This is a genomic window from Pseudomonas sp. CFBP13528 (assembly GCF_005233615.1).
Classification (GTDB): Bacteria; Pseudomonadota; Gammaproteobacteria; order Pseudomonadales; family Pseudomonadaceae; genus Aquipseudomonas; species Aquipseudomonas fluorescens_AM.
Genome location: NZ_QGAJ01000005.1, coordinates 131,450 through 149,157, shown reverse-complemented (window position 1 = coordinate 149,157; position 17,708 = coordinate 131,450). Strand labels below are relative to the sequence as shown.

The 17,708-nt window shown below is 61.0% G+C and carries 16 protein-coding genes; all 16 read left to right on the top strand.

Annotation, left to right across the window (positions count from 1 at the left end; all coding sequences use genetic code 11):
- Nucleotides 1-9: 9 nt before the first annotated feature.
- The 16 genes from PspCFBP13528_RS12550 to fliJ all read left to right on the top strand — a co-directional run bounded on the left by PspCFBP13528_RS12550 (nucleotide 10) and on the right by fliJ (nucleotide 17,616).
- Entirely contained in the window at nucleotides 10-1,611 is a 1,602-nt protein-coding gene (locus PspCFBP13528_RS12550) for a flagellar hook-associated protein 3 (protein ID WP_137200327.1), read from the top strand.
- Between the two features lie 278 nt (nucleotides 1,612-1,889).
- On the top strand, nucleotides 1,890-2,819 hold the full coding sequence (locus PspCFBP13528_RS12545; protein ID WP_101218490.1) for a ketoacyl-ACP synthase III: 930 nt from the start codon (nucleotides 1,890-1,892) through the stop codon (nucleotides 2,817-2,819).
- Between the two features lie 264 nt (nucleotides 2,820-3,083).
- Complete coding sequence (locus PspCFBP13528_RS12540; protein ID WP_065949686.1) at nucleotides 3,084-4,499, top strand: flagellin; 1,416 nt, start codon at nucleotides 3,084-3,086, stop codon at nucleotides 4,497-4,499.
- Between the two features lie 79 nt (nucleotides 4,500-4,578).
- The gene (locus tag PspCFBP13528_RS12535) at nucleotides 4,579-4,929 is read left to right on the top strand and encodes a flagellar protein FlaG (protein WP_065949685.1); all 351 of its coding nucleotides are present in this window, start codon (nucleotides 4,579-4,581) and stop codon (nucleotides 4,927-4,929) included.
- Between the two features lie 81 nt (nucleotides 4,930-5,010).
- Nucleotides 5,011-6,420 (top strand): flagellar filament capping protein FliD, encoded by a 1,410-nt coding sequence (fliD, locus tag PspCFBP13528_RS12530; protein WP_065949684.1) that lies wholly within the window; start codon nucleotides 5,011-5,013, stop codon nucleotides 6,418-6,420.
- 140 nt (nucleotides 6,421-6,560) lie between these two features.
- Nucleotides 6,561-6,965, top strand: coding sequence for a flagellar export chaperone FliS (gene fliS / locus PspCFBP13528_RS12525; RefSeq protein WP_065949683.1), 405 nt, complete (start codon nucleotides 6,561-6,563; stop codon nucleotides 6,963-6,965).
- 25 nt (nucleotides 6,966-6,990) lie between these two features.
- On the top strand, nucleotides 6,991-7,287 hold the full coding sequence (locus PspCFBP13528_RS12520) for a flagellar protein FliT (RefSeq protein WP_065884542.1): 297 nt from the start codon (nucleotides 6,991-6,993) through the stop codon (nucleotides 7,285-7,287).
- A 170-nt stretch (nucleotides 7,288-7,457) separates the two neighbouring features.
- Nucleotides 7,458-8,933 (top strand): sigma-54 dependent transcriptional regulator, encoded by a 1,476-nt coding sequence (locus PspCFBP13528_RS12515; protein ID WP_101218492.1) that lies wholly within the window; start codon nucleotides 7,458-7,460, stop codon nucleotides 8,931-8,933.
- Between the two features lie 110 nt (nucleotides 8,934-9,043).
- Nucleotides 9,044-10,255 carry an ATP-binding protein gene (locus tag PspCFBP13528_RS12510; RefSeq protein WP_065949681.1) on the top strand — a complete coding sequence of 404 codons (1,212 nt, stop codon included), beginning with the start codon at nucleotides 9,044-9,046 and terminating at the stop codon, nucleotides 10,253-10,255.
- Nucleotides 10,256-10,261: 6 nt separating this feature from the next.
- Nucleotides 10,262-11,638 (top strand): sigma-54 dependent transcriptional regulator, encoded by a 1,377-nt coding sequence (locus tag PspCFBP13528_RS12505; protein ID WP_065949680.1) that lies wholly within the window; start codon nucleotides 10,262-10,264, stop codon nucleotides 11,636-11,638.
- Between the two features lie 271 nt (nucleotides 11,639-11,909).
- Complete coding sequence (fliE, locus tag PspCFBP13528_RS12500) at nucleotides 11,910-12,239, top strand: flagellar hook-basal body complex protein FliE (protein WP_017134937.1); 330 nt, start codon at nucleotides 11,910-11,912, stop codon at nucleotides 12,237-12,239.
- Nucleotides 12,240-12,255: 16 nt separating this feature from the next.
- Nucleotides 12,256-14,031, top strand: a complete 1,776-nt coding sequence (fliF, locus tag PspCFBP13528_RS12495; RefSeq protein ID WP_065949679.1) for a flagellar basal-body MS-ring/collar protein FliF — start codon at nucleotides 12,256-12,258, stop codon at nucleotides 14,029-14,031.
- Nucleotides 14,024-15,040 carry a flagellar motor switch protein FliG gene (gene fliG, locus PspCFBP13528_RS12490; protein WP_057721344.1) on the top strand — a complete coding sequence of 339 codons (1,017 nt, stop codon included), beginning with the start codon at nucleotides 14,024-14,026 and terminating at the stop codon, nucleotides 15,038-15,040. Before fliF ends, fliG begins: the two co-directional genes overlap by 8 nt.
- A gap of 10 nt (nucleotides 15,041-15,050) precedes the next feature.
- Nucleotides 15,051-15,815 carry a flagellar assembly protein FliH gene (gene fliH, locus PspCFBP13528_RS12485; RefSeq protein ID WP_065949678.1) on the top strand — a complete coding sequence of 255 codons (765 nt, stop codon included), beginning with the start codon at nucleotides 15,051-15,053 and terminating at the stop codon, nucleotides 15,813-15,815.
- On the top strand, nucleotides 15,805-17,163 hold the full coding sequence (gene fliI, locus PspCFBP13528_RS12480; protein WP_065949677.1) for a flagellar protein export ATPase FliI: 1,359 nt from the start codon (nucleotides 15,805-15,807) through the stop codon (nucleotides 17,161-17,163). Before fliH ends, fliI begins: the two co-directional genes overlap by 11 nt.
- Nucleotides 17,164-17,166: 3 nt before the next feature.
- A complete protein-coding gene (gene fliJ, locus PspCFBP13528_RS12475) occupies nucleotides 17,167-17,616 on the top strand; it encodes a flagellar export protein FliJ (protein WP_065949676.1) in 450 nt (149 codons plus the stop codon).
- Nucleotides 17,617-17,708 lie beyond the last annotated feature (92 nt).

Here is a 17,708-nt window from a genome sequence, read left to right as displayed (position 1 = left end):
TCTGGGACGATGCGTATTTCCACTGCTCAATATTTCGAAACCAGCTCGACCAAGTATTCGGATAATTACTCCGGCGTGGTCAAGGCCCAGGAACAAGCCAGTTCCGGCGTGCGCGTGCAAACCGCGGCAGATGATCCGGTGGCGGCGGCGCGCTTGTTGCTGCTGCAACAGCAGAAAGACATGCTGGGGCAGTTCAACGGCAACATCACCAGCCTGAAGAATTCGCTGACCAACGAAGAAAGCGTGTTGGCCTCGATCGACGATGCCTTGCAGCGTGCCACGCAACTGGCCCTGCGTGCCGGCGGCTCGGTGAGCGATGCCGATCGACGCTCGATTGCCAGTGAAGTCGGCGCAATTGAGGATCAAGTCCTGGGCTTGCTCAACAGCAAGGACTCTTCCGGTAACTACCTGTTTTCCGGGTCCAAGACCCAGACCCCGCCCTACAGCCGCAACAACGATGGCACTTACAGCTATCAGGGCGACGAAACGCCGCTGAGCCTGCAGGTTTCCAATACCCTGAGAGTCAGCGCAGGCGATACCGGCAAGACCATCCTGGAGGGCGCGGCCAACTCCAGCCGTACCCAGGCCACGTGGCTGTCGCCCGTGCCGCAGACAGTGCCGCCGACGGTCAACGACAACAAAGTGGCGCTGTCGGCCGGGTTGGTGACGTCGAGCAGCGACTACGCCGGCAAGTTCGCTGACGGCCAGCCGTACAAACTGACCTTTACCAGCAGCACGCAATATAAAGTCGCCGATAAGAACGGCAACGATGTGACCTCGGAGATTGCCGGCAACGGTACCTTCGACGCCGCCAAGGAAGGCAGCTCCAGCGTGGCCTTGCGCGGGGTGAAGTTCGACATAACCCTCAACCTGGGGGACGTCACGCCAGGCGCCAACGCCGATGCGCTGGTCAAGGACCGTTCCTTCAGCCTGGAGGCCAAGCCGGACACGTTCAGCGTCTCGCGTACGCCCAGCAATGCTTCCACTGCGCAGCTGACCGGGGCCCGCGTATCCAGCCAGGCGGACTACACCAGCACGTTTCCGACCAATAGCGGCGCACTGATCAAGTTCACCAGTGCGACCGCCTATGAGGTGTATGCGCAGCCCTACTCGAGCGACAGCAAGTCCATCGCCACGGGCGATACCGGCGGCGGCACCACGGTAACGGCCGCTGGCGTGACATTTGATGTCAGTGCCGGGCCGCCGCAACCGGGCGACCAGTTTTCCGTGGGGGCCAATACCCAGAAGACCCAGAATGCGCTCGATACCCTCGGCCAACTGCGCAAAGCGCTGGAGCTGCCGGCTGACGGCAATCCTGCGGCAACCATCAAGCTCAAGGACGTGCTGGACGCTGCCATTGGCAACCTCGCCAACTCCAGTTCCCAGATCACCAACGTGCGCGGCTCCATCGGTGCGCGGGGCAATGCCCTGGATATCCAGGCCAGCGAGAACACCAGCGTGGGTATCGCCAATACCAGCACCATGAGCGACCTGGCCAACATCGATATGGGCGAGGCGGCGATCAACCTGACCCTGCAACAGACCATGCTGCAGGCTTCCCAGTTGGCGTTTGTGAAGATTTCCCAACTGAGCCTGTTCAGCCGCATGTAATGGGCGCGCTCGGCAAGCGGCCTCCCCTGGCGACAGGGGAGGCCGTTGTCGTTTCTGGCCGCACAAATGTTGCGGCGTTTTACATAAAGCGCGCAAAATTGAGTGACCTGTGAGTCATAAAGCGCATCTTCACTGTATCGTGTGAAAAGGATAAGTCGTCACAGGGGTCCTTGCGGGGCGGCTTTCAGCGAATTTTTTGGGGTTATCCCCTTTTATTGTCAGCACTTCGGGCGCAGGCCCTGGGGTGTTCTCCAGCTATTTAGTATTGGGAAGCCACAATGATTGGCATAAAAAGCATCGCCAGTTACGTGCCGGCGGACGGTATCGATAACTACGCCCAGGGTGCCAAATTCGCCAAGGATGAGGAATTCATCATTGGCAAGATCGGGTCGGCCTTCCTGCCGCGCAAGGAAGCCGCGCAGGAAACCTCCGATCTGTGTGTCGAAGCGGTCAACGCTTTGTTTGCCAGCAACCCGGACTTGAAGCGCGAGTCCATCGACGCGGTGATTGTCGTCACGCAGAACGGCGACGAAGAAGGGCTGCCCCACACCGCAGCCATCGTCCAGGACAAACTGGGCCTGCCAACCCACGTGGCCGCCTTCGATATTTCCCTGGGTTGTTCCGGTTACGTATACGGCATCTACGCAATGAAGGGCTTCATGGAAGCCACCGGCCTGAAAAATGGCCTGCTCATTACCGCCGACCCGTATTCGAAAATCGTCGACCCGCAAGACCGCAACACCACCATGCTGTTCGGCGACGCCGCCACCGCCACCTGGATGGGCGAAGACGCGCCGTGGTTGCTGGGCAAGTCCAAGTTCGGTACCGACGGTTCCGGCGCGCCGCACCTGAAGGTCAGCGACGGCGTGTTCTTCATGAATGGCCGCCAGGTGTTCAACTTCGCCTTGCTCAAGGTGCCGGCGCATTTGCACGAGCTGCTCGATGAGTCGGACCTCAAGGCCGATGACATCGATGCATTCTGCATTCACCAGGGCAGTGCGGCCATCGTTGACGCCGTGGCGCGACGCTTTGAAGATGCGCCGGTGGACAAGTTCATCAAAGACATGGTCGAGACCGGCAATACCGTGTCGTCGAGCATTCCGTTGCTGCTGGAAAAGCATGTGATGAATGCGGCCTGGCAGCGCGTGGCCATCAGCGGTTTTGGTGTGGGCCTGTCCTGGGGCTCGGCGATTCTGTATCGCCCATGACCCTTTGAGGGGTGCGTAAAAAAACGCCGATGATCGAACGATCATCGGCGTTTTTTATTTGGCGCCAGAAAAGCCAACAAAACCGGGGGTTTTAATCTCGGTAACTGCTTGAATTGCAAGGGCTGGCACAGGGCTAGTAAAAAAAATCAAAAAAACCCTCAAGCAACCGGCTACCACGACGATAACTATTACGTAGGTTCTCAGGCCACACCCGGCGGTTGCCAGGGCCGGAAGCCGCAGTATCCATCCATCGAGGATTTCGTCATGGCTTTAACAGTAAACACCAACATTGCTTCGATCACTACTCAGGGCAACCTGAACAAAGCTGGCGGCGCCCTGGCCACTTCCATGCAGCGCCTGTCTTCCGGCCTGCGTATCAACAGCGCTAAAGACGACGCAGCCGGCCTGGGTATCTCCAACCGTATGACCAGCCAGATCAATGGCCTGGGTCAAGCAGTGAAGAACGCCAACGATGGTATCTCCATCGCGCAGACCGCTGAAGGCGCAATGCAGGCTTCGACCGACATTCTGCAAAAAATGCGTACCCTGGCTCTGTCCTCGGCTACCGGCTCCCTGAGCACCGACGACCGTAAGTCGAACAACGACGAATACCAGGCTCTGACTTCGGAACTGACCCGTATCTCGCAAACCACCACTTTCGGTGGCCAGAAGCTGCTGGACGGTTCGTACGGTACCAAAGCTATCCAGGTTGGCGCCAACGCTAACGAAACCATCAACCTGAGCCTGGACAACGTTGCAGCCAACAACATTGGTTCGCAGCAGATCAAAAGCTTGGGCGTCGCTCCAGGTGCTGGTGTTGCAGGTGGCGACATTGCTGTCACCGGTAACGGCGAGACCAAAACCGTCAACATCGGCGCTGCTGCTTCCGCCAAAGCCATCGCTGCACAGCTCAATGGCGCCGTTGGTGGCCTGAGCGCTACTGCCAGCACCGAAGCTCAGTTCACTGTTGCTGCAGGCGCAGCGGCTGCTCCAGCTTCGTTCACCATGACCGTTGGCGGCCAAGCCACCACGTTCATTGGCGTAACCAGCACTTCCAACCTGGCTGACCAACTGAAGTCGAACTCCGCCAAACTGGGTATCAGCGTTAACTACGACGAATCCAAAGGCACACTGTCGGTTAAATCCGATACCGGTGAAAACCTGGCATTCAGCGCTTCGACCGCTGCCGGCACCATCACCGTTGCCACCAAAGATGGCGCAGGCGCTTACGGTGCCGGTGTTGCCCTGGCCGATGGTATTATCGCTACCGGTGCTGTGACCTTGAACTCTTCCAAGGGCTACTCCCTGGAAGGTGCCGGTGTGACTGGCGTGTTCGGTGCCGCGACTTCCGCTGCCTCGCTCAAGACCTCCGTATCGCAGACCGACGTGACCGACGCCACCAAGGCTCAGAACGCCGTTTCCGTGATCGACCAGGCTATCGCTACCATCTCCAGCTCCCGTTCGGGCCTGGGCGCTGTACAGAACCGTCTGACAAGCACTGTAGACAACCTGTCCAACATCCAGAAAAACACCACCGCTGCTCGTAGCACCATCCAGGACGTCGACTTCGCTTCCGAAGCCGCTGAACTGACCAAGCAGCAAACCCTGCAGTCGGCTTCCACTGCGATCCTGTCGCAGGCTAACCAACTGCCATCGGCTGTACTGAAGCTGCTTCAGTAATCACGGCGCTGGGTAACTGACGGAAGGGCGCGTTTACGTGCCCTTTCGTCTTTTCCAGTCCAGTCAGAGGAGATTGAACGTGGACATGAATGTGAAGCTGAACCTGTCTTATCCGCCTCAGGCCGTTCAAGCCTCCATGGCGCCTGTGATTGCTGACAAAGACAAGAGCAAGGTTGAGCCGGCCGCGCCAGCCGCAGATAAGTCCCAAACGGGCGATCTGGAAAAAGCGGTCACTGATATTAAAGAATTCGTACAAGCGGCCCAGCGCAATCTGGACTTTTCCATTGACGATTCCACCCACAGGGTTGTGGTCAAGGTCATTGCCACCGATACCGGTGAAGTGATCCGCCAGATCCCCTCGGAAACTGCGTTGAAGCTGGCGCAGAGTTTGTCCAGCGCCAGTCATGTGTTGTTTGACGACAAGGCTTGAGCTGGCACGAAACTTGTTGCTGTCAGGTCTTGAAGCGTTGTTCGTCAAGATAACGGCAGCCACCGCAACAGGAGAATGATGATGGCGGGTACAACGATTACTGGCGTGGGGTCGGGCTTCGACACCCAGGCGATTGTGAAATCCCTGGTGGATGCCGAGCGCGCGCCGAAGCAGGCGCAGATCAACCTCCAGTCGCAGAAGGCCACCACTCAGCTTTCGTCGATCGGCAAGATCCAGGCTGCCCTGGACGCCTTTCGCGGTGCGCTGACCAGCATGAGCACCGACAACAGCTTTACTGGCTTGAGCGGTAGCTCTTCGGATGAAAAGGTCGCCACCATGACGGCCAACCCAGGCGCCGCCAACGGCAGCTTCTCGCTGGTGGTCAATCAGTTGGCAACGCCTTCGAAGCTGTCGACCAAAAGTTTCGCCGGTGGCGCGTCGACGGTGGTGAATAACACCACCAGTGCAACGAAGCTGACGATCTCCCAATCGGGCAAGAACTTCGACCTTAGTGTGCCGGCGGGTGCGACCCTGCAACAGGTGCGTGACTCGATCAACTCACAGTTCGGTACCGCCGGCTTGAGTGCGAACATCCTGACTGACTCCAACGGTTCGCGCCTGATCCTGACCTCCACCAATGCCGGGGTCGGTTCGGATTTGACCCTGTCGGGTGACTCGGGGGTGGACACTGGCTACACCGTGGTGACTCCGCCTCAGAATGCCAAGTACACCATCGATGGTATTGCTGCCGAATCCAAGACCAACAGCATTACCGATGCGGTGAGCGGCGTGAGCATCAAGTTGCTCACCGTCTCGCCTACCGTTATTGCCAACGATCCGAATAAAGACAATCCGGTTCGTACGGCCCTGACCATTTCCGTGTCCACCAGCGCCACCTCCCTGAAATCCGGGGTCAAGGGCTTCGTCGACACCTATAACGCTTTGCTCAAGGCCATGAACGCCGAGACCAAGGTGACCAAGGATGCCGCCGGCAACTCCATCGCGGCGACCTTGACCGGCGACTCGACCATGCGCACCTTGCAGGGGGCGATCCGCAACGAGTTCAACGCGCTGTCCGGTAACGGCACCTTGAAATCCCTGGCGCAGTTTGGCATCACGACCGACCAGGACACCGGTGCGCTGAGCATCGACAGCAAGCAGTGGGACAAGGCGGTACTGAGCAATCCCGCGGATATCAACAGCATCTTCAGCGGCAAGACCGGCCTGCTGGCGCGCTTGACGGCGGCGACCGACGCCTATGCCAAGCCCACCACCGGGATCCTGGCGACGCGCACCACGTCGCTGGCCGACAGCCTGAAGAACCTGACCAAGCAACAGACCTCGCTGGATGAGCGCCTGACCACCATGCAGGATGCGCTGACGCGCAAATACACCGCCATGGACACCCTGGTCGCGCAGCTGCGCCAACAGAGCAACAGCATCCTCGGTACGCTGAGTGCGATCAGTAAATCGCAAAGCAGCGAAAGCTGATTGAATGCGCATGAAAAAGCCCGGGTCCGTTGACCTGGGCTTTGTTTTTTCCACGGCCGGCGGGTTAAAGTTTTTTGCAATCCCGTCGACATAATGGTTACTGCAACCCTTCTCGCTGTTGCCTGTCACGAGGTAGAAACATGAATCCCATGAGAGCCCTTCGCCAATACCAGAAGGTCAATTCCCATGCGCAAATCTCCGAAGCCAGCCCGCACCGTCTGGTGCAGATGCTGATGGAAGGCGGCCTGGACCGTATGGCGCAAGCCAAGGGTGCACTGGCACGCGGAGACATCGCTCAGAAGGGCCTGATGCTTGGCAAGGCGACTGATATTCTTATCGGTCTTCGCGATGGTCTGGATGCGGAGAAAAGTGACAACAAGGCTTATGTCCAGCAGTTGGAAGGCCTGTACGTATACATGACCAATCGTTTGATGGAGGCCAATCTGCATAACGATGCCGACATGATCGACGAAGTCGCTCGTCTGTTGATCACCGTGAAAGAAGGCTGGGATGCCATCGCTGCACCCCAAGGCGCCGCACAGTAAGGCCACCGGCCTTGAGGAACACGTCATGAGCCACGCACTGCAACGCATAGATGAAACCCGTGAAGCCCTGGTCGACGCACTCGCTGCGCGCAACTGGGACGCCATCGGCGAACTGGACCTGGGCTGTCGCAACGTGATCGATGACGTGCTCAGCCAGGCGCCGGTGGACGAGGATGCGCTGCGCGAAAAACTGGAGAGTCTGTTGGCGGTGTACCAGCAGTTGCTTGAGGTGACCACCGGCGAGCGCCAGGCGATTTTCGAAGAGATGTCGCAGATCAACCAAGCGAAAAATGCGTCAAAGGTCTACCATCTGTTCGGCTGATAGACGCTCAGTTGGTCCGAACGGCGCGTCATATATTTGACTGTGCCAGCATTTTTGACTTAACTAGTGCTGTTTTCAGATTTCAGACGTCTAGTAGGTAATAAGTCTTACAGGCGTCTTGATTGCCCTGATTCCGGGGCAGGAAGTTTTACTAGGGAAGTTGCTATTGCATGTGGCGTGAAACCAAAATTCTGCTGATCGATGACGATAGCGTCCGCCGCCGCGATTTAGCGGTGATTTTGAATTTTCTTGGTGAAGAAAATTTGCCCTGCGGTAGCCATGATTGGCAGCAGGCTGTCAGCTCGCTGGCATCGAGCCGTGAAGTCATTTGTGTGCTGATCGGGACGGTAAACGCTCCTGGCGCTCTTTTGGGCTTGTTAAAGACACTGTCAACCTGGGATGAGTTCCTTCCCGTGTTGCTGATGGGCGATATTTCTTCCGTGGACCTGCCGGAAGACCAGCGCCGCCGCGTGCTTTCCACCCTGGAAATGCCACCCAGCTACAGCAAATTGCTCGATTCCCTGCACCGTGCCCAGGTCTATCGCGAGATGTACGACCAGGCCCGTGAACGCGGTCGCCATCGTGAACCCAACCTGTTCCGCAGCCTGGTCGGCACCAGCCGGGCGATCCAGCACGTACGCCAGATGATGCAGCAAGTGGCCGACACCGATGCCAGCGTGTTGATCCTCGGCGAGTCGGGCACGGGCAAGGAAGTGGTCGCGCGCAACCTGCACTATCACTCCAAGCGCCGCGACGGGCCGTTCGTGCCGGTCAACTGCGGGGCGATCCCGGCAGAGCTGCTGGAAAGCGAATTGTTCGGCCACGAGAAGGGCGCCTTTACCGGGGCAATCACCAGCCGTGCCGGGCGTTTCGAGCTGGCCAACGGCGGCACGCTGTTTCTCGACGAAATCGGCGACATGCCGCTGCCGATGCAAGTCAAATTGCTGCGCGTGTTGCAGGAGCGCACCTTCGAGCGCGTGGGCAGTAACAAGACCCAGAGCGTGGACGTGCGCATTATCGCCGCCACCCACAAGAACCTCGAAAGCATGATCGAGGTCGGCAGCTTCCGCGAAGACCTGTACTACCGCCTCAACGTCTTCCCGATCGAGATGGCGCCGCTGCGTGAGCGCGTGGAAGACATCCCGTTGCTGATGAACGAATTGATTTCGCGCATGGAGCACGAAAAACGCGGCTCCATCCGTTTCAACTCCGCCGCCATCATGTCGCTGTGCCGCCACGGCTGGCCGGGCAACGTGCGCGAGCTGGCCAACCTGGTGGAGCGCATGGCGATCATGCACCCCTACGGCGTGATCGGCGTGGTCGAGTTGCCGAAGAAATTCCGCTACGTCGACGATGAAGACGAGCAGATGGTCGACAGCCTGCGCAGTGACATGGAAGAGCGCGTGGCGATCAACGGCCATACGCCGGACTTCGGCGCCACGGCCATGCTGCCGCCCGAAGGCCTTGATCTTAAGGACTACCTCGGCAACCTGGAACAAGGCCTGATCCAGCAGGCCCTGGACGATGCCAACGGCATCGTCGCCCGCGCCGCCGAGCGCCTGCGCATTCGCCGAACCACCCTGGTGGAGAAGATGCGCAAGTACGGTATGAGCCGCAAAGAGGGTGATGAGCAGGCGGATGATTGACGCGTGTTTTTCAGCGTATTGATTTATAAGTAGTTTTTTTTCGGCACGGGTATTGCTATAGCCCTCGCAACGTTCCGTTTAACTGACGGTCAGCCAAGCGAGAGAGCACGATGCCCCACGCCGCCCAACTATCTGCAGCCCCTGCCATCCCGGGGCTGGTTTCGCCTGTAGAGCCGCCGACCCGCCAGGGTCTTGAACAGGCGTTCTCGCAGTTCAACCAGATGTCGAGCCAGCTGACCGATTCCTACAGTCTGCTTGAAGCCCGGGTGTCCGAGCTCAAAGGCGAACTGGCGGTGGTCAGCGCCCAGCGCATGCAGGAGCTGGCGGAAAAAGAACGTCTGGCCAACCGCCTGCAGAACCTGCTCTCGCTGTTGCCCGGTGGCGTGATCGTCATCGACGACCAGGGCCGCGTGCGCGAAGCCAACCCGGCGGCCTGCGACCTGCTCGGCCTGCCGCTGGAAGGCGAGCTGTGGCGCCACGTCATCACCCGTTGCTTCGCGCCGCGTGACGATGACGGCCACGAAGTGTCCCTCAAAGATGGGCGTCGCCTGTCCATCGCCACCCGTTCCTTGGATGCCGAGCCGGGCCAGTTGGTGCTGCTCAACGACCTGACGGAAACCCGTCACCTGCAGGATCAACTGGCGCGTCATGAGCGTTTGTCGTCGTTGGGGCGGATGGTCGCTTCCCTGGCGCATCAGATCCGTACACCGCTGTCGGCGGCATTGATCTACGCCAGTCATTTGACTGATGAGCAATTGCCGGCGGCCACCCACCAGCGCTTTGCCGGGCGCCTCAAGGAGCGCCTGCACGAGCTGGAGCATCAGGTGCGCGACATGCTGGTGTTTGCCCGTGGCGAACTGCCGTTGACCGATCGCGTGACCCCGGCGGGGTTGATGCAAGCCCTGCAGGCAGCGGCGGCCACGCATACCGAGGGCGCCAGCCTGCGCTGGCAATGCGACAGCCATCAGGGTGAGTTGCTGTGCAATCGCGACACCCTGGTCGGCGCGCTGCTCAACCTGATCGAAAACGCCACCCAGGCCAGCGGCCCGGGTGCGCGCCTCAAGGTGCACCTGTACCGCCGCGAGCAAACCCTGCGCCTGTGCATCAGCGACAGCGGCAGCGGTATAGCGCCGGCCGTGCTGCAACGCCTGGGCGAGCCCTTTTTTACCACCAAGACCAACGGCACGGGCCTGGGCCTGACCGTGGTCAAGGCAGTGGCACGTGCGCATCAGGGAGAATTGCAGCTGCGTTCCCGGTTGGGGCGCGGCACCTGTGCATTGATGACCTTGCCGCTGTTTTCCAGCGCGGCAAGCGCGGAGTAAAGGATCATGACTATCAAGGTTTTGTTGGTTGAGGACGATCGCGCCCTGCGTGAAGCATTGGCAGACACGCTGCTGTTGGCGGGCCATGACTACCGCGCGGTCGGCTCTGCCGAGGAAGCCTTGGAGGCGGTGGAGCAAGAAACTTTCAGCCTGGTGGTCAGCGACGTGAACATGCCCGGCATGGACGGCCATCAGTTGCTCGGCCTGCTGCGCGCGCGCCAGCCGCAATTGCCGGTACTGCTGATGACCGCCCATGGCGCCGTGGAGCGGGCCGTGGACGCCATGCGCCAGGGCGCGGCGGATTATCTGGTCAAGCCGTTCGAGCCCAAGGCGTTGATCGAGCTGGTGGCGCGGCATGCGCTTGGCGTGATTTCGACAGTGGAGGGTGATGGCCCGATTGCCTTCGAACCGGCCAGCGCGCAATTGCTCGAGCTGGCGGCCCGCGTGGCGCGCAGCGATTCCACCGTATTGATCTCGGGCGAGTCCGGCACCGGCAAGGAAGTGTTGGCGCGCTATATCCACCAGCAGTCCAGTCGGGCCCGGCAACCCTTCATCGCGATCAACTGTGCGGCGATTCCGGACAACATGCTCGAAGCGACCCTGTTCGGTCATGAAAAGGGCTCGTTCACCGGCGCCATCGCGGCCCAGGCCGGCAAGTTCGAACAGGCCGACGGCGGCACCATTCTGCTCGACGAAATCTCGGAAATGCCCCTGGGCCTGCAAGCCAAGTTGCTGCGCGTGTTGCAGGAGCGCGAAGTGGAGCGGGTGGGCGCACGCAAGCCGATCCAGCTGGATATCCGCGTGGTCGCCACCACCAACCGCGACCTGGCGGGCGAAGTAGCGGCGGGGCGCTTTCGCGAAGACTTGTTCTACCGCCTGTCGGTGTTTCCGCTGGCCTGGCGCCCGTTGCGCGAACGCCCGGCGGATATCATTCCCCTGGCCGAGCGCCTGCTGAACAATCACGTCAAAAAAATGAAGCACGCCCAGGCGCGGCTGTCGGCCGAGGCCCAGGCTTGCCTGGTCGCTTATCCATGGCCCGGCAATGTGCGCGAGCTGGACAACGCGATCCAGCGTGCGCTGATCCTGCAGCAGGGCGGCTTGATCCAGCCCCAGGATTTTTGCCTGGCCATGGGCAATGGCGTGGCGCCGTTGCCAAGCCTCGCGCCGGCACCGCTCGTCGCCGAAACGGAATCGGCCGGCGCCCTGGGCGATGACCTGCGCCGCCGCGAATTCCAGATGATCATCGATACCCTGCGCGCCGAGCGCGGCCGTCGCAAGGAAGCGGCCGAGCGGCTCGGCATCAGCCCGCGCACCCTGCGCTACAAGCTGGCACAGATGCGCGACGCCGGGATGGATGTGGAAGCGTATCTTTTCGCGACCTGACTTCGCGTCAATGCTGTTTGTAGGAGCGAGCTTGCTCGCGAAGCACTCATGGACGCCGCGTACATCCAGGAAGCACGCGTTATCGTTGACGTTTTTCGCGAGCAAGAACTAGGCGTCCCCCTCGCTCCTACAAAAAACGTGCGGTAACGAATTCGACAAGCTTTGTCGCCTTTTCTTACGAGTCGCAACGAAGCTGGCACCCTTGTTGCACCTCCCCCTGGTAACCGCTGCGTAGTGTCAAAAAATTGCGGGTCGTCGGAGAGAGAAGTTCATGAGCCAGGGTATTGAGTTCAATCGGTTGATGTTGGATATGCGCTCCATGCAAATGGATGCCATGGCTCAACCGAAATCCGTCGCGCCAGCGCCGGAATTGGGCCAAAGCAGTTTTGCCGACATGCTCGGTCAGGCAATCAATAAAGTCAGTGATACCCAGCAGGCTTCCAGCCAGTTGGCGACGGCGTTCGAGATCGGTAAAAGCGGCGTGGACCTCACCGATGTGATGGTCGCCTCGCAGAAGGCCAGTGTGTCCTTCCAGGCCTTGACCCAAGTGCGTAACAAACTGGTCCAGGCTTATCAAGACATCATGCAGATGCCGGTTTAAGGGCGAGATTTAACTCATGGCAGAAGCAATCGACAACGTACCCGCCAAGATAGACGGCAAACCACCGCTGTTTGGCCTGTCGTTCCTGGAAAATCTCTCCGAAATGACCATGTTGCGTCAGGTGGGCCTGATGGTCGGCCTGGCTGCCAGCGTGGCGATTGGTTTTGCCGTGGTGTTGTGGTCGCAGCAACCTGATTACCGGCCGCTGTACGGCAGCCTGGCGGGCATGGATTCCAAGCAGATCATGGAAACCCTCGCCGCCGCCGACATCGCCTACACCGTGGAGCCCAACTCCGGCGCCTTGCTGGTCAAGGCCGACGATGTGGCGCGTGCGCGGATGAAACTGGCAGCCGCCGGCGTGACGCCGTCCGACAGCAATATCGGCTTTGAAATCCTCGACAAGGACCAGGGCCTGGGCACCAGCCAGTTCATGGAAGCCACCCGCTACCGTCGGGGCCTGGAAGGCGAACTGGCGCGCACCATCTCCAGCCTGAACAACGTCAAGGGTGCCCGTGTGCACCTGGCGATTCCGAAAAGCTCGGTGTTCGTGCGTGACGAACGCAAGCCCAGCGCCTCGGTGCTGGTCGAGCTGTTTTCCGGCCGTTCCCTGGAGCCTGGCCAGGTGCTGGCGATCGTCAACCTGGTGGCCACCAGTGTTCCCGAACTGAGCAAGTCGCAGATCACCGTCGTCGACCAAAAGGGCAACCTGCTCTCCGACATGGCCGAAAACTCCGCGCTGAGCCAGGCCGGCAAGCAGTTCGATTACAGCCGCCGCATGGAAAGCATGCTCACCCAGCGCGTGCACAACATCCTGCAACCGGTGCTGGGCAACGACCGTTACAAGGCTGAAGTGTCCGCCGACGTGGATTTCAGCGCCGTAGAGTCGACGTCCGAGCAGTTCAATCCGGACCAGCCCGCCCTGCGCAGCGAGCAGTCGACCAGCGAACAACGCACTGCCAGCAATGGTCCGCAAGGCGTGCCGGGGGCCCTGAGCAACCAGCCGCCGGCCCCGGCGTCCGCACCGCAAACCACCGGTGGCGCCGCTGCCACCGCTGGCGCGATTGCGGCCGGCCAACCGCTGCTGGACGCCAACGGTCAGCAGATCATGGACCCGGCCACCGGCCAGCCGATGCTCGCGCCTTACCCGGCGGACAAGCGTAACCAGTCCACCAAGAACTTCGAGCTCGACCGTTCCATCAGCCACACCAAACAGCAGCAGGGCAAGATCAATCGCCTGTCGGTGTCGGTGGTGGTCGATGACCAGGTCAAGGTCAACGCCGCCGACGGTGCCGTTACCCGCGCGCCGTGGAGCGCCGACGAATTGGCGCGCTTTACCCGCCTGGTGCAGGACGCCGTGGGTTTCGACGCCAGCCGTGGCGACAGCGTCAGCGTGATCAACATGCCGTTCTCCGCCGAACGCGGCGAAGTGATCGCCGACCCGGCGTTCTACACCCAGCCGTGGTTCTGGGACATCGTCAAGCAAGTGCTGGGGGTGTTGTTCATCCTGGTGCTGGTGTTCGGCGTGCTGCGCCCGGTGCTCAACAACATCACCGGTGGGGGCAAGAAACAATTGGCGCCTTTTGCTGGCGGCGACGTCGAATTGGGCGGCATGGGCGGCCTGGACGGCGAGTTGGCCAACGACCGCGTCAGCCTGGGCGGCCCGCAAAGCATCCTGTTGCCAAGCCCGAGCGAAGGCTATGACGCTCAGTTGAACGCAATCAAGAGTCTGGTGGCAGAAGACCCGGGCCGTGTGGCCCAGGTCGTGAAAGAGTGGATTAACGCTGATGAATGATCGAGTCGCTGTGGCCAAGCTTTCCCGGGTCGACAAAGCCGCCGTGTTGCTGCTGTCGCTGGGCGAAACCGATGCTGCCCAAGTGCTGCGCCACATGGGCCCCAAAGAGGTCCAGCGCGTGGGCGTGGCCATGGCGCAGATGCGCAATGTGCACCGCGAGCAAGTCGAGCAGGTGATGAGCGAGTTCGTCGAGATCGTCGGCGACCAGACCAGCCTGGGCGTCGGCTCCGACAGCTACATCCGTAAAATGCTCACCTCGGCCCTGGGCGAAGACAAGGCCAACGGCCTGATCGACCGCATCCTGCTGGGCGGCAACACCAGCGGTCTGGACAGCCTCAAATGGATGGAGCCACGCGCCGTCGCCGACGTGATCCGCTACGAGCACCCGCAGATCCAGGCCATCGTCGTCGCCTATCTGGACCCGGACCAGGCCGGTGAAGTGCTTGGCCACTTCGACCATAAAGTGCGCCTGGACATCATCCTGCGCGTGTCGTCGCTGAACACCGTGCAGCCGGCGGCGCTGAAAGAACTCAACACGATTCTCGAGAAACAGTTCTCGGGCAACTCGAATGCCTCGCGCACCACCCTGGGTGGTATCAAGCGGGCGGCCGACATCATGAACTTCCTCGACAGCTCGGTCGAAGGCCAGTTGATGGACTCGATTCGCGAGATCGACGACACCCTGTCCGGCCAGATCGAAGACCTGATGTTCGTGTTCAACAACCTGGCCGATGTCGACGACCGTGGCATCCAGGCGTTGCTGCGCGAAGTGTCGTCCGACGTACTGGTGCTGGCGCTCAAGGGCTCGGACGAGGGCGTCAAGGAAAAGATCTTCAAGAACATGTCCAAGCGTGCCTCCGAACTGCTGCGCGACGACCTCGAAGCCAAGGGCCCGGTACGCGTCAGCGACGTGGAAACCGCGCAGAAAGAAATCCTCACCATTGCCCGCCGTATGGCCGAAGCCGGAGAAATCGTTCTCGGCGGGAAGGGCGGCGAAGAAATGATCTAAGGCGCCCCACATGTCGAACAAAGATGAGACGCCCAGCGATCTGATTCGCGCGCGGGATGTCGGCGGGTTCGACATCTGGTCGTTGCCCAGCTTCGACCCCCACGTGCCGGAGCCAGAGCCTGAGCCGGTGGCGGAACCGCCAGCACAGATGGAAGAAGTGCCGCTGGAAGAAGTCCAGCCACTGACCCTTGAAGAATTGGAAACCATCCGTCAGGAGGCTTACAACGAAGGCTTCGCGGCGGGTGAGAAAGATGGTTTTCGCAGCACCACCCTCAAGGTCCGTCAGGAGGCCGAAGAGGCCCTCAGCGTCAAGCTGGGCAGCCTGGAGCGCTTGATGGGCAGCCTGTTCGACCCCATCGCCGAACAGGACTCGCAGCTGGAAAAATCCATGGTCGGCCTGGTGCAACACATCACGCGCCAGGTGATTCAGCGCGAACTGGCGCTGGATTCCAGCCAGATCGAAAGTGTGATGCGCGAAGCCCTCAAGCTGCTGCCCTTGGGCGTGGGCAATGTGCGGCTGTACATCAATCCGCAGGATTTCGAGCAGGTCAAAGCCTTGCGCGAGCGCCATGAAGAAACCTGGCGCATCGTCGAGGATGCCGCGCTGCAGCCCGGCGGCTGCCGCGTCGAGACCGAGCACAGCCGCATCGATGCCACGGTGGAAACCCGCATCAGCCAGATCATGGCCAAGCTGCTCGACCAGGCGCACGAACAGGCGCTGCACCCGGCCGAGCCTGACCTGAGCGTTGACCTGGACGCCACCGATGCGCCTTGATCGCACCAGCTTCGCCAAGCGCCTGGGCACCTACGCCGAGGCCACTCAATTGCCCGGCCAGCCGATCCTCGAAGGGCGCCTGTTGCGCATGGTCGGCCTGACGCTTGAGGCCGAGGGCTTGCGCGCCGCCATGGGCAGCCGCTGCATGGTGATCAACGACGACAGCTACCACCCGGTGCAGGTCGAAGCCGAAGTGATGGGCTTTTCCGGCAACAAGATTTTCCTGATGCCGGTAGGCAGCCTCGCCGGTATTGCCCCGGGCGCCCGTGTGGTGCCCCTGGCCGACACCGGGCGCTTGCCGATGGGCATGAGCATGCTTGGCCGTGTACTCGATGGCGCCGGGCGCGCGCTGGATGGCAAGGGCGGCATGAAGGCCGAGGACTGGGTGCCGATGGACGGCCCCACCATCAACCCGCTCAACCGCAACCCCATCAGCGTGCCGCTGGACGTGGGCATTCGCAGCATCAACGGTTTATTGACGGTCGGTCGCGGCCAGCGCCTGGGCCTGTTCGCCGGTACCGGTGTGGGTAAGTCAGTGTTGCTGGGCATGATGACGCGCTTTACCGAGGCCGACATCATCGTGGTCGGGTTGATCGGCGAGCGCGGCCGTGAGGTCAAGGAATTCATCGAGCACAGCCTGGGTGAAGAAGGCCTCAAGCGCTCGGTGGTGGTTGCCTCTCCGGCGGATGACGCACCGCTGATGCGCCTGCGCGCCGCCATGTACTGCACGCGCATCGCCGAATATTTTCGCGACAAGGGCAAGAATGTCCTGTTGCTGATGGACTCGCTCACGCGTTTCGCCCAGGCCCAGCGTGAGATCGCCCTGGCCATCGGCGAGCCACCGGCGACCAAGGGTTATCCGCCGTCGGTGTTCGCCAAACTGCCCAAGCTGGTGGAGCGTGCCGGTAACGCCGAGGCCGGCGGGGGCTCGATCACCGCGTTCTACACGGTGTTGTCCGAAGGTGATGACCAGCAGGACCCGATTGCCGACTCGGCGCGGGGCGTGCTCGATGGGCACATCGTGTTGTCACGACGCCTGGCGGAAGAAGGGCACTACCCGGCCATCGATATCGAAGCGTCCATCAGCCGGGTGATGCCGGCGGTGGTCACGCCGGAGCACATGGCCCGCGCGCAGTACTTCAAGCAGCTGTGGTCGCGTTATCAGCAGAGTCGCGACCTGATCAGCGTCGGCGCCTACGTGGCCGGTGGCGATCGCGAGACCGACCTGGCCATTGCCCTGCAACCGCAACTGGTGACCTACCTGCGCCAGGGCCTCAACGACAAGATCAGCATGGGCGAAAGCGAAGCGCATCTGCAGTCCATCTTCGCCCCCGCGCCGGGCGGCTAACCCATGGCCAACAGCCGCGCCGCGCGCCTGGCCCCGGTGGTGGAAATGGCCGAAAAGGCCGAAAAAGCCGCCGTGCAGCGCCTGGGGTATTTCCAGGGCCAGGTGCGCCTGGCGGAGAGCAAGCTGGGCGACCTGGAGCGCTTTCGCCTTGAGTACCAACAGCAGTGGATCGAGCGCGGCAGCAAGGGCGTGTCGGGCCAGTGGCTGATGGGGTACCAGGGCTTTCTCAATCAGCTGGAAACCGCCGTCGGCCAACAGCGCCAGAGCCTGGCCTGGCATCAGAACAACCTCGACAAGGCCCGTGAAAGCTGGCAACAGGCGTTTGCCCGCGTCGAAGGGTTGCGCAAGCTGGTGCAGCGCTATATCGATGAAGCACGAGCCATCGAAGACAAGCGCGAGCAGAAACTGCTGGATGAACTGTCCCAGCGCCTTCCGCGCCAGGAACAGTTCTAACTAGCGAAGCATTACAAATGTGGGAGGGGGCTTGCCCCCGATAGCAGAGTGTCAGTCAAGAAATCCTTGGCTGACACACCGCAATCGGGGGC

Coding starts and splice junctions, on each gene's coding strand:
- PspCFBP13528_RS12550 (WP_137200327.1), top strand. CDS start 10: ATGCGTATTTCCACTGCTCAATATTTCGAAACCAGCTCGACCAAGTAT.
- PspCFBP13528_RS12545 (WP_101218490.1), top strand. CDS start 1,890: ATGATTGGCATAAAAAGCATCGCCAGTTACGTGCCGGCGGACGGTATC.
- PspCFBP13528_RS12540 (WP_065949686.1), top strand. CDS start 3,084: ATGGCTTTAACAGTAAACACCAACATTGCTTCGATCACTACTCAGGGC.
- fliD (WP_065949684.1), top strand. CDS start 5,011: ATGGCGGGTACAACGATTACTGGCGTGGGGTCGGGCTTCGACACCCAG.
- fliS (WP_065949683.1), top strand. CDS start 6,561: ATGAATCCCATGAGAGCCCTTCGCCAATACCAGAAGGTCAATTCCCAT.
- PspCFBP13528_RS12520 (WP_065884542.1), top strand. CDS start 6,991: ATGAGCCACGCACTGCAACGCATAGATGAAACCCGTGAAGCCCTGGTC.
- PspCFBP13528_RS12515 (WP_101218492.1), top strand. CDS start 7,458: ATGTGGCGTGAAACCAAAATTCTGCTGATCGATGACGATAGCGTCCGC.
- PspCFBP13528_RS12510 (WP_065949681.1), top strand. CDS start 9,044: ATGCCCCACGCCGCCCAACTATCTGCAGCCCCTGCCATCCCGGGGCTG.
- PspCFBP13528_RS12505 (WP_065949680.1), top strand. CDS start 10,262: ATGACTATCAAGGTTTTGTTGGTTGAGGACGATCGCGCCCTGCGTGAA.
- fliE (WP_017134937.1), top strand. CDS start 11,910: ATGAGCCAGGGTATTGAGTTCAATCGGTTGATGTTGGATATGCGCTCC.
- fliF (WP_065949679.1), top strand. CDS start 12,256: ATGGCAGAAGCAATCGACAACGTACCCGCCAAGATAGACGGCAAACCA.
- fliG (WP_057721344.1), top strand. CDS start 14,024: ATGAATGATCGAGTCGCTGTGGCCAAGCTTTCCCGGGTCGACAAAGCC.
- fliH (WP_065949678.1), top strand. CDS start 15,051: ATGTCGAACAAAGATGAGACGCCCAGCGATCTGATTCGCGCGCGGGAT.
- fliI (WP_065949677.1), top strand. CDS start 15,805: ATGCGCCTTGATCGCACCAGCTTCGCCAAGCGCCTGGGCACCTACGCC.
- fliJ (WP_065949676.1), top strand. CDS start 17,167: ATGGCCAACAGCCGCGCCGCGCGCCTGGCCCCGGTGGTGGAAATGGCC.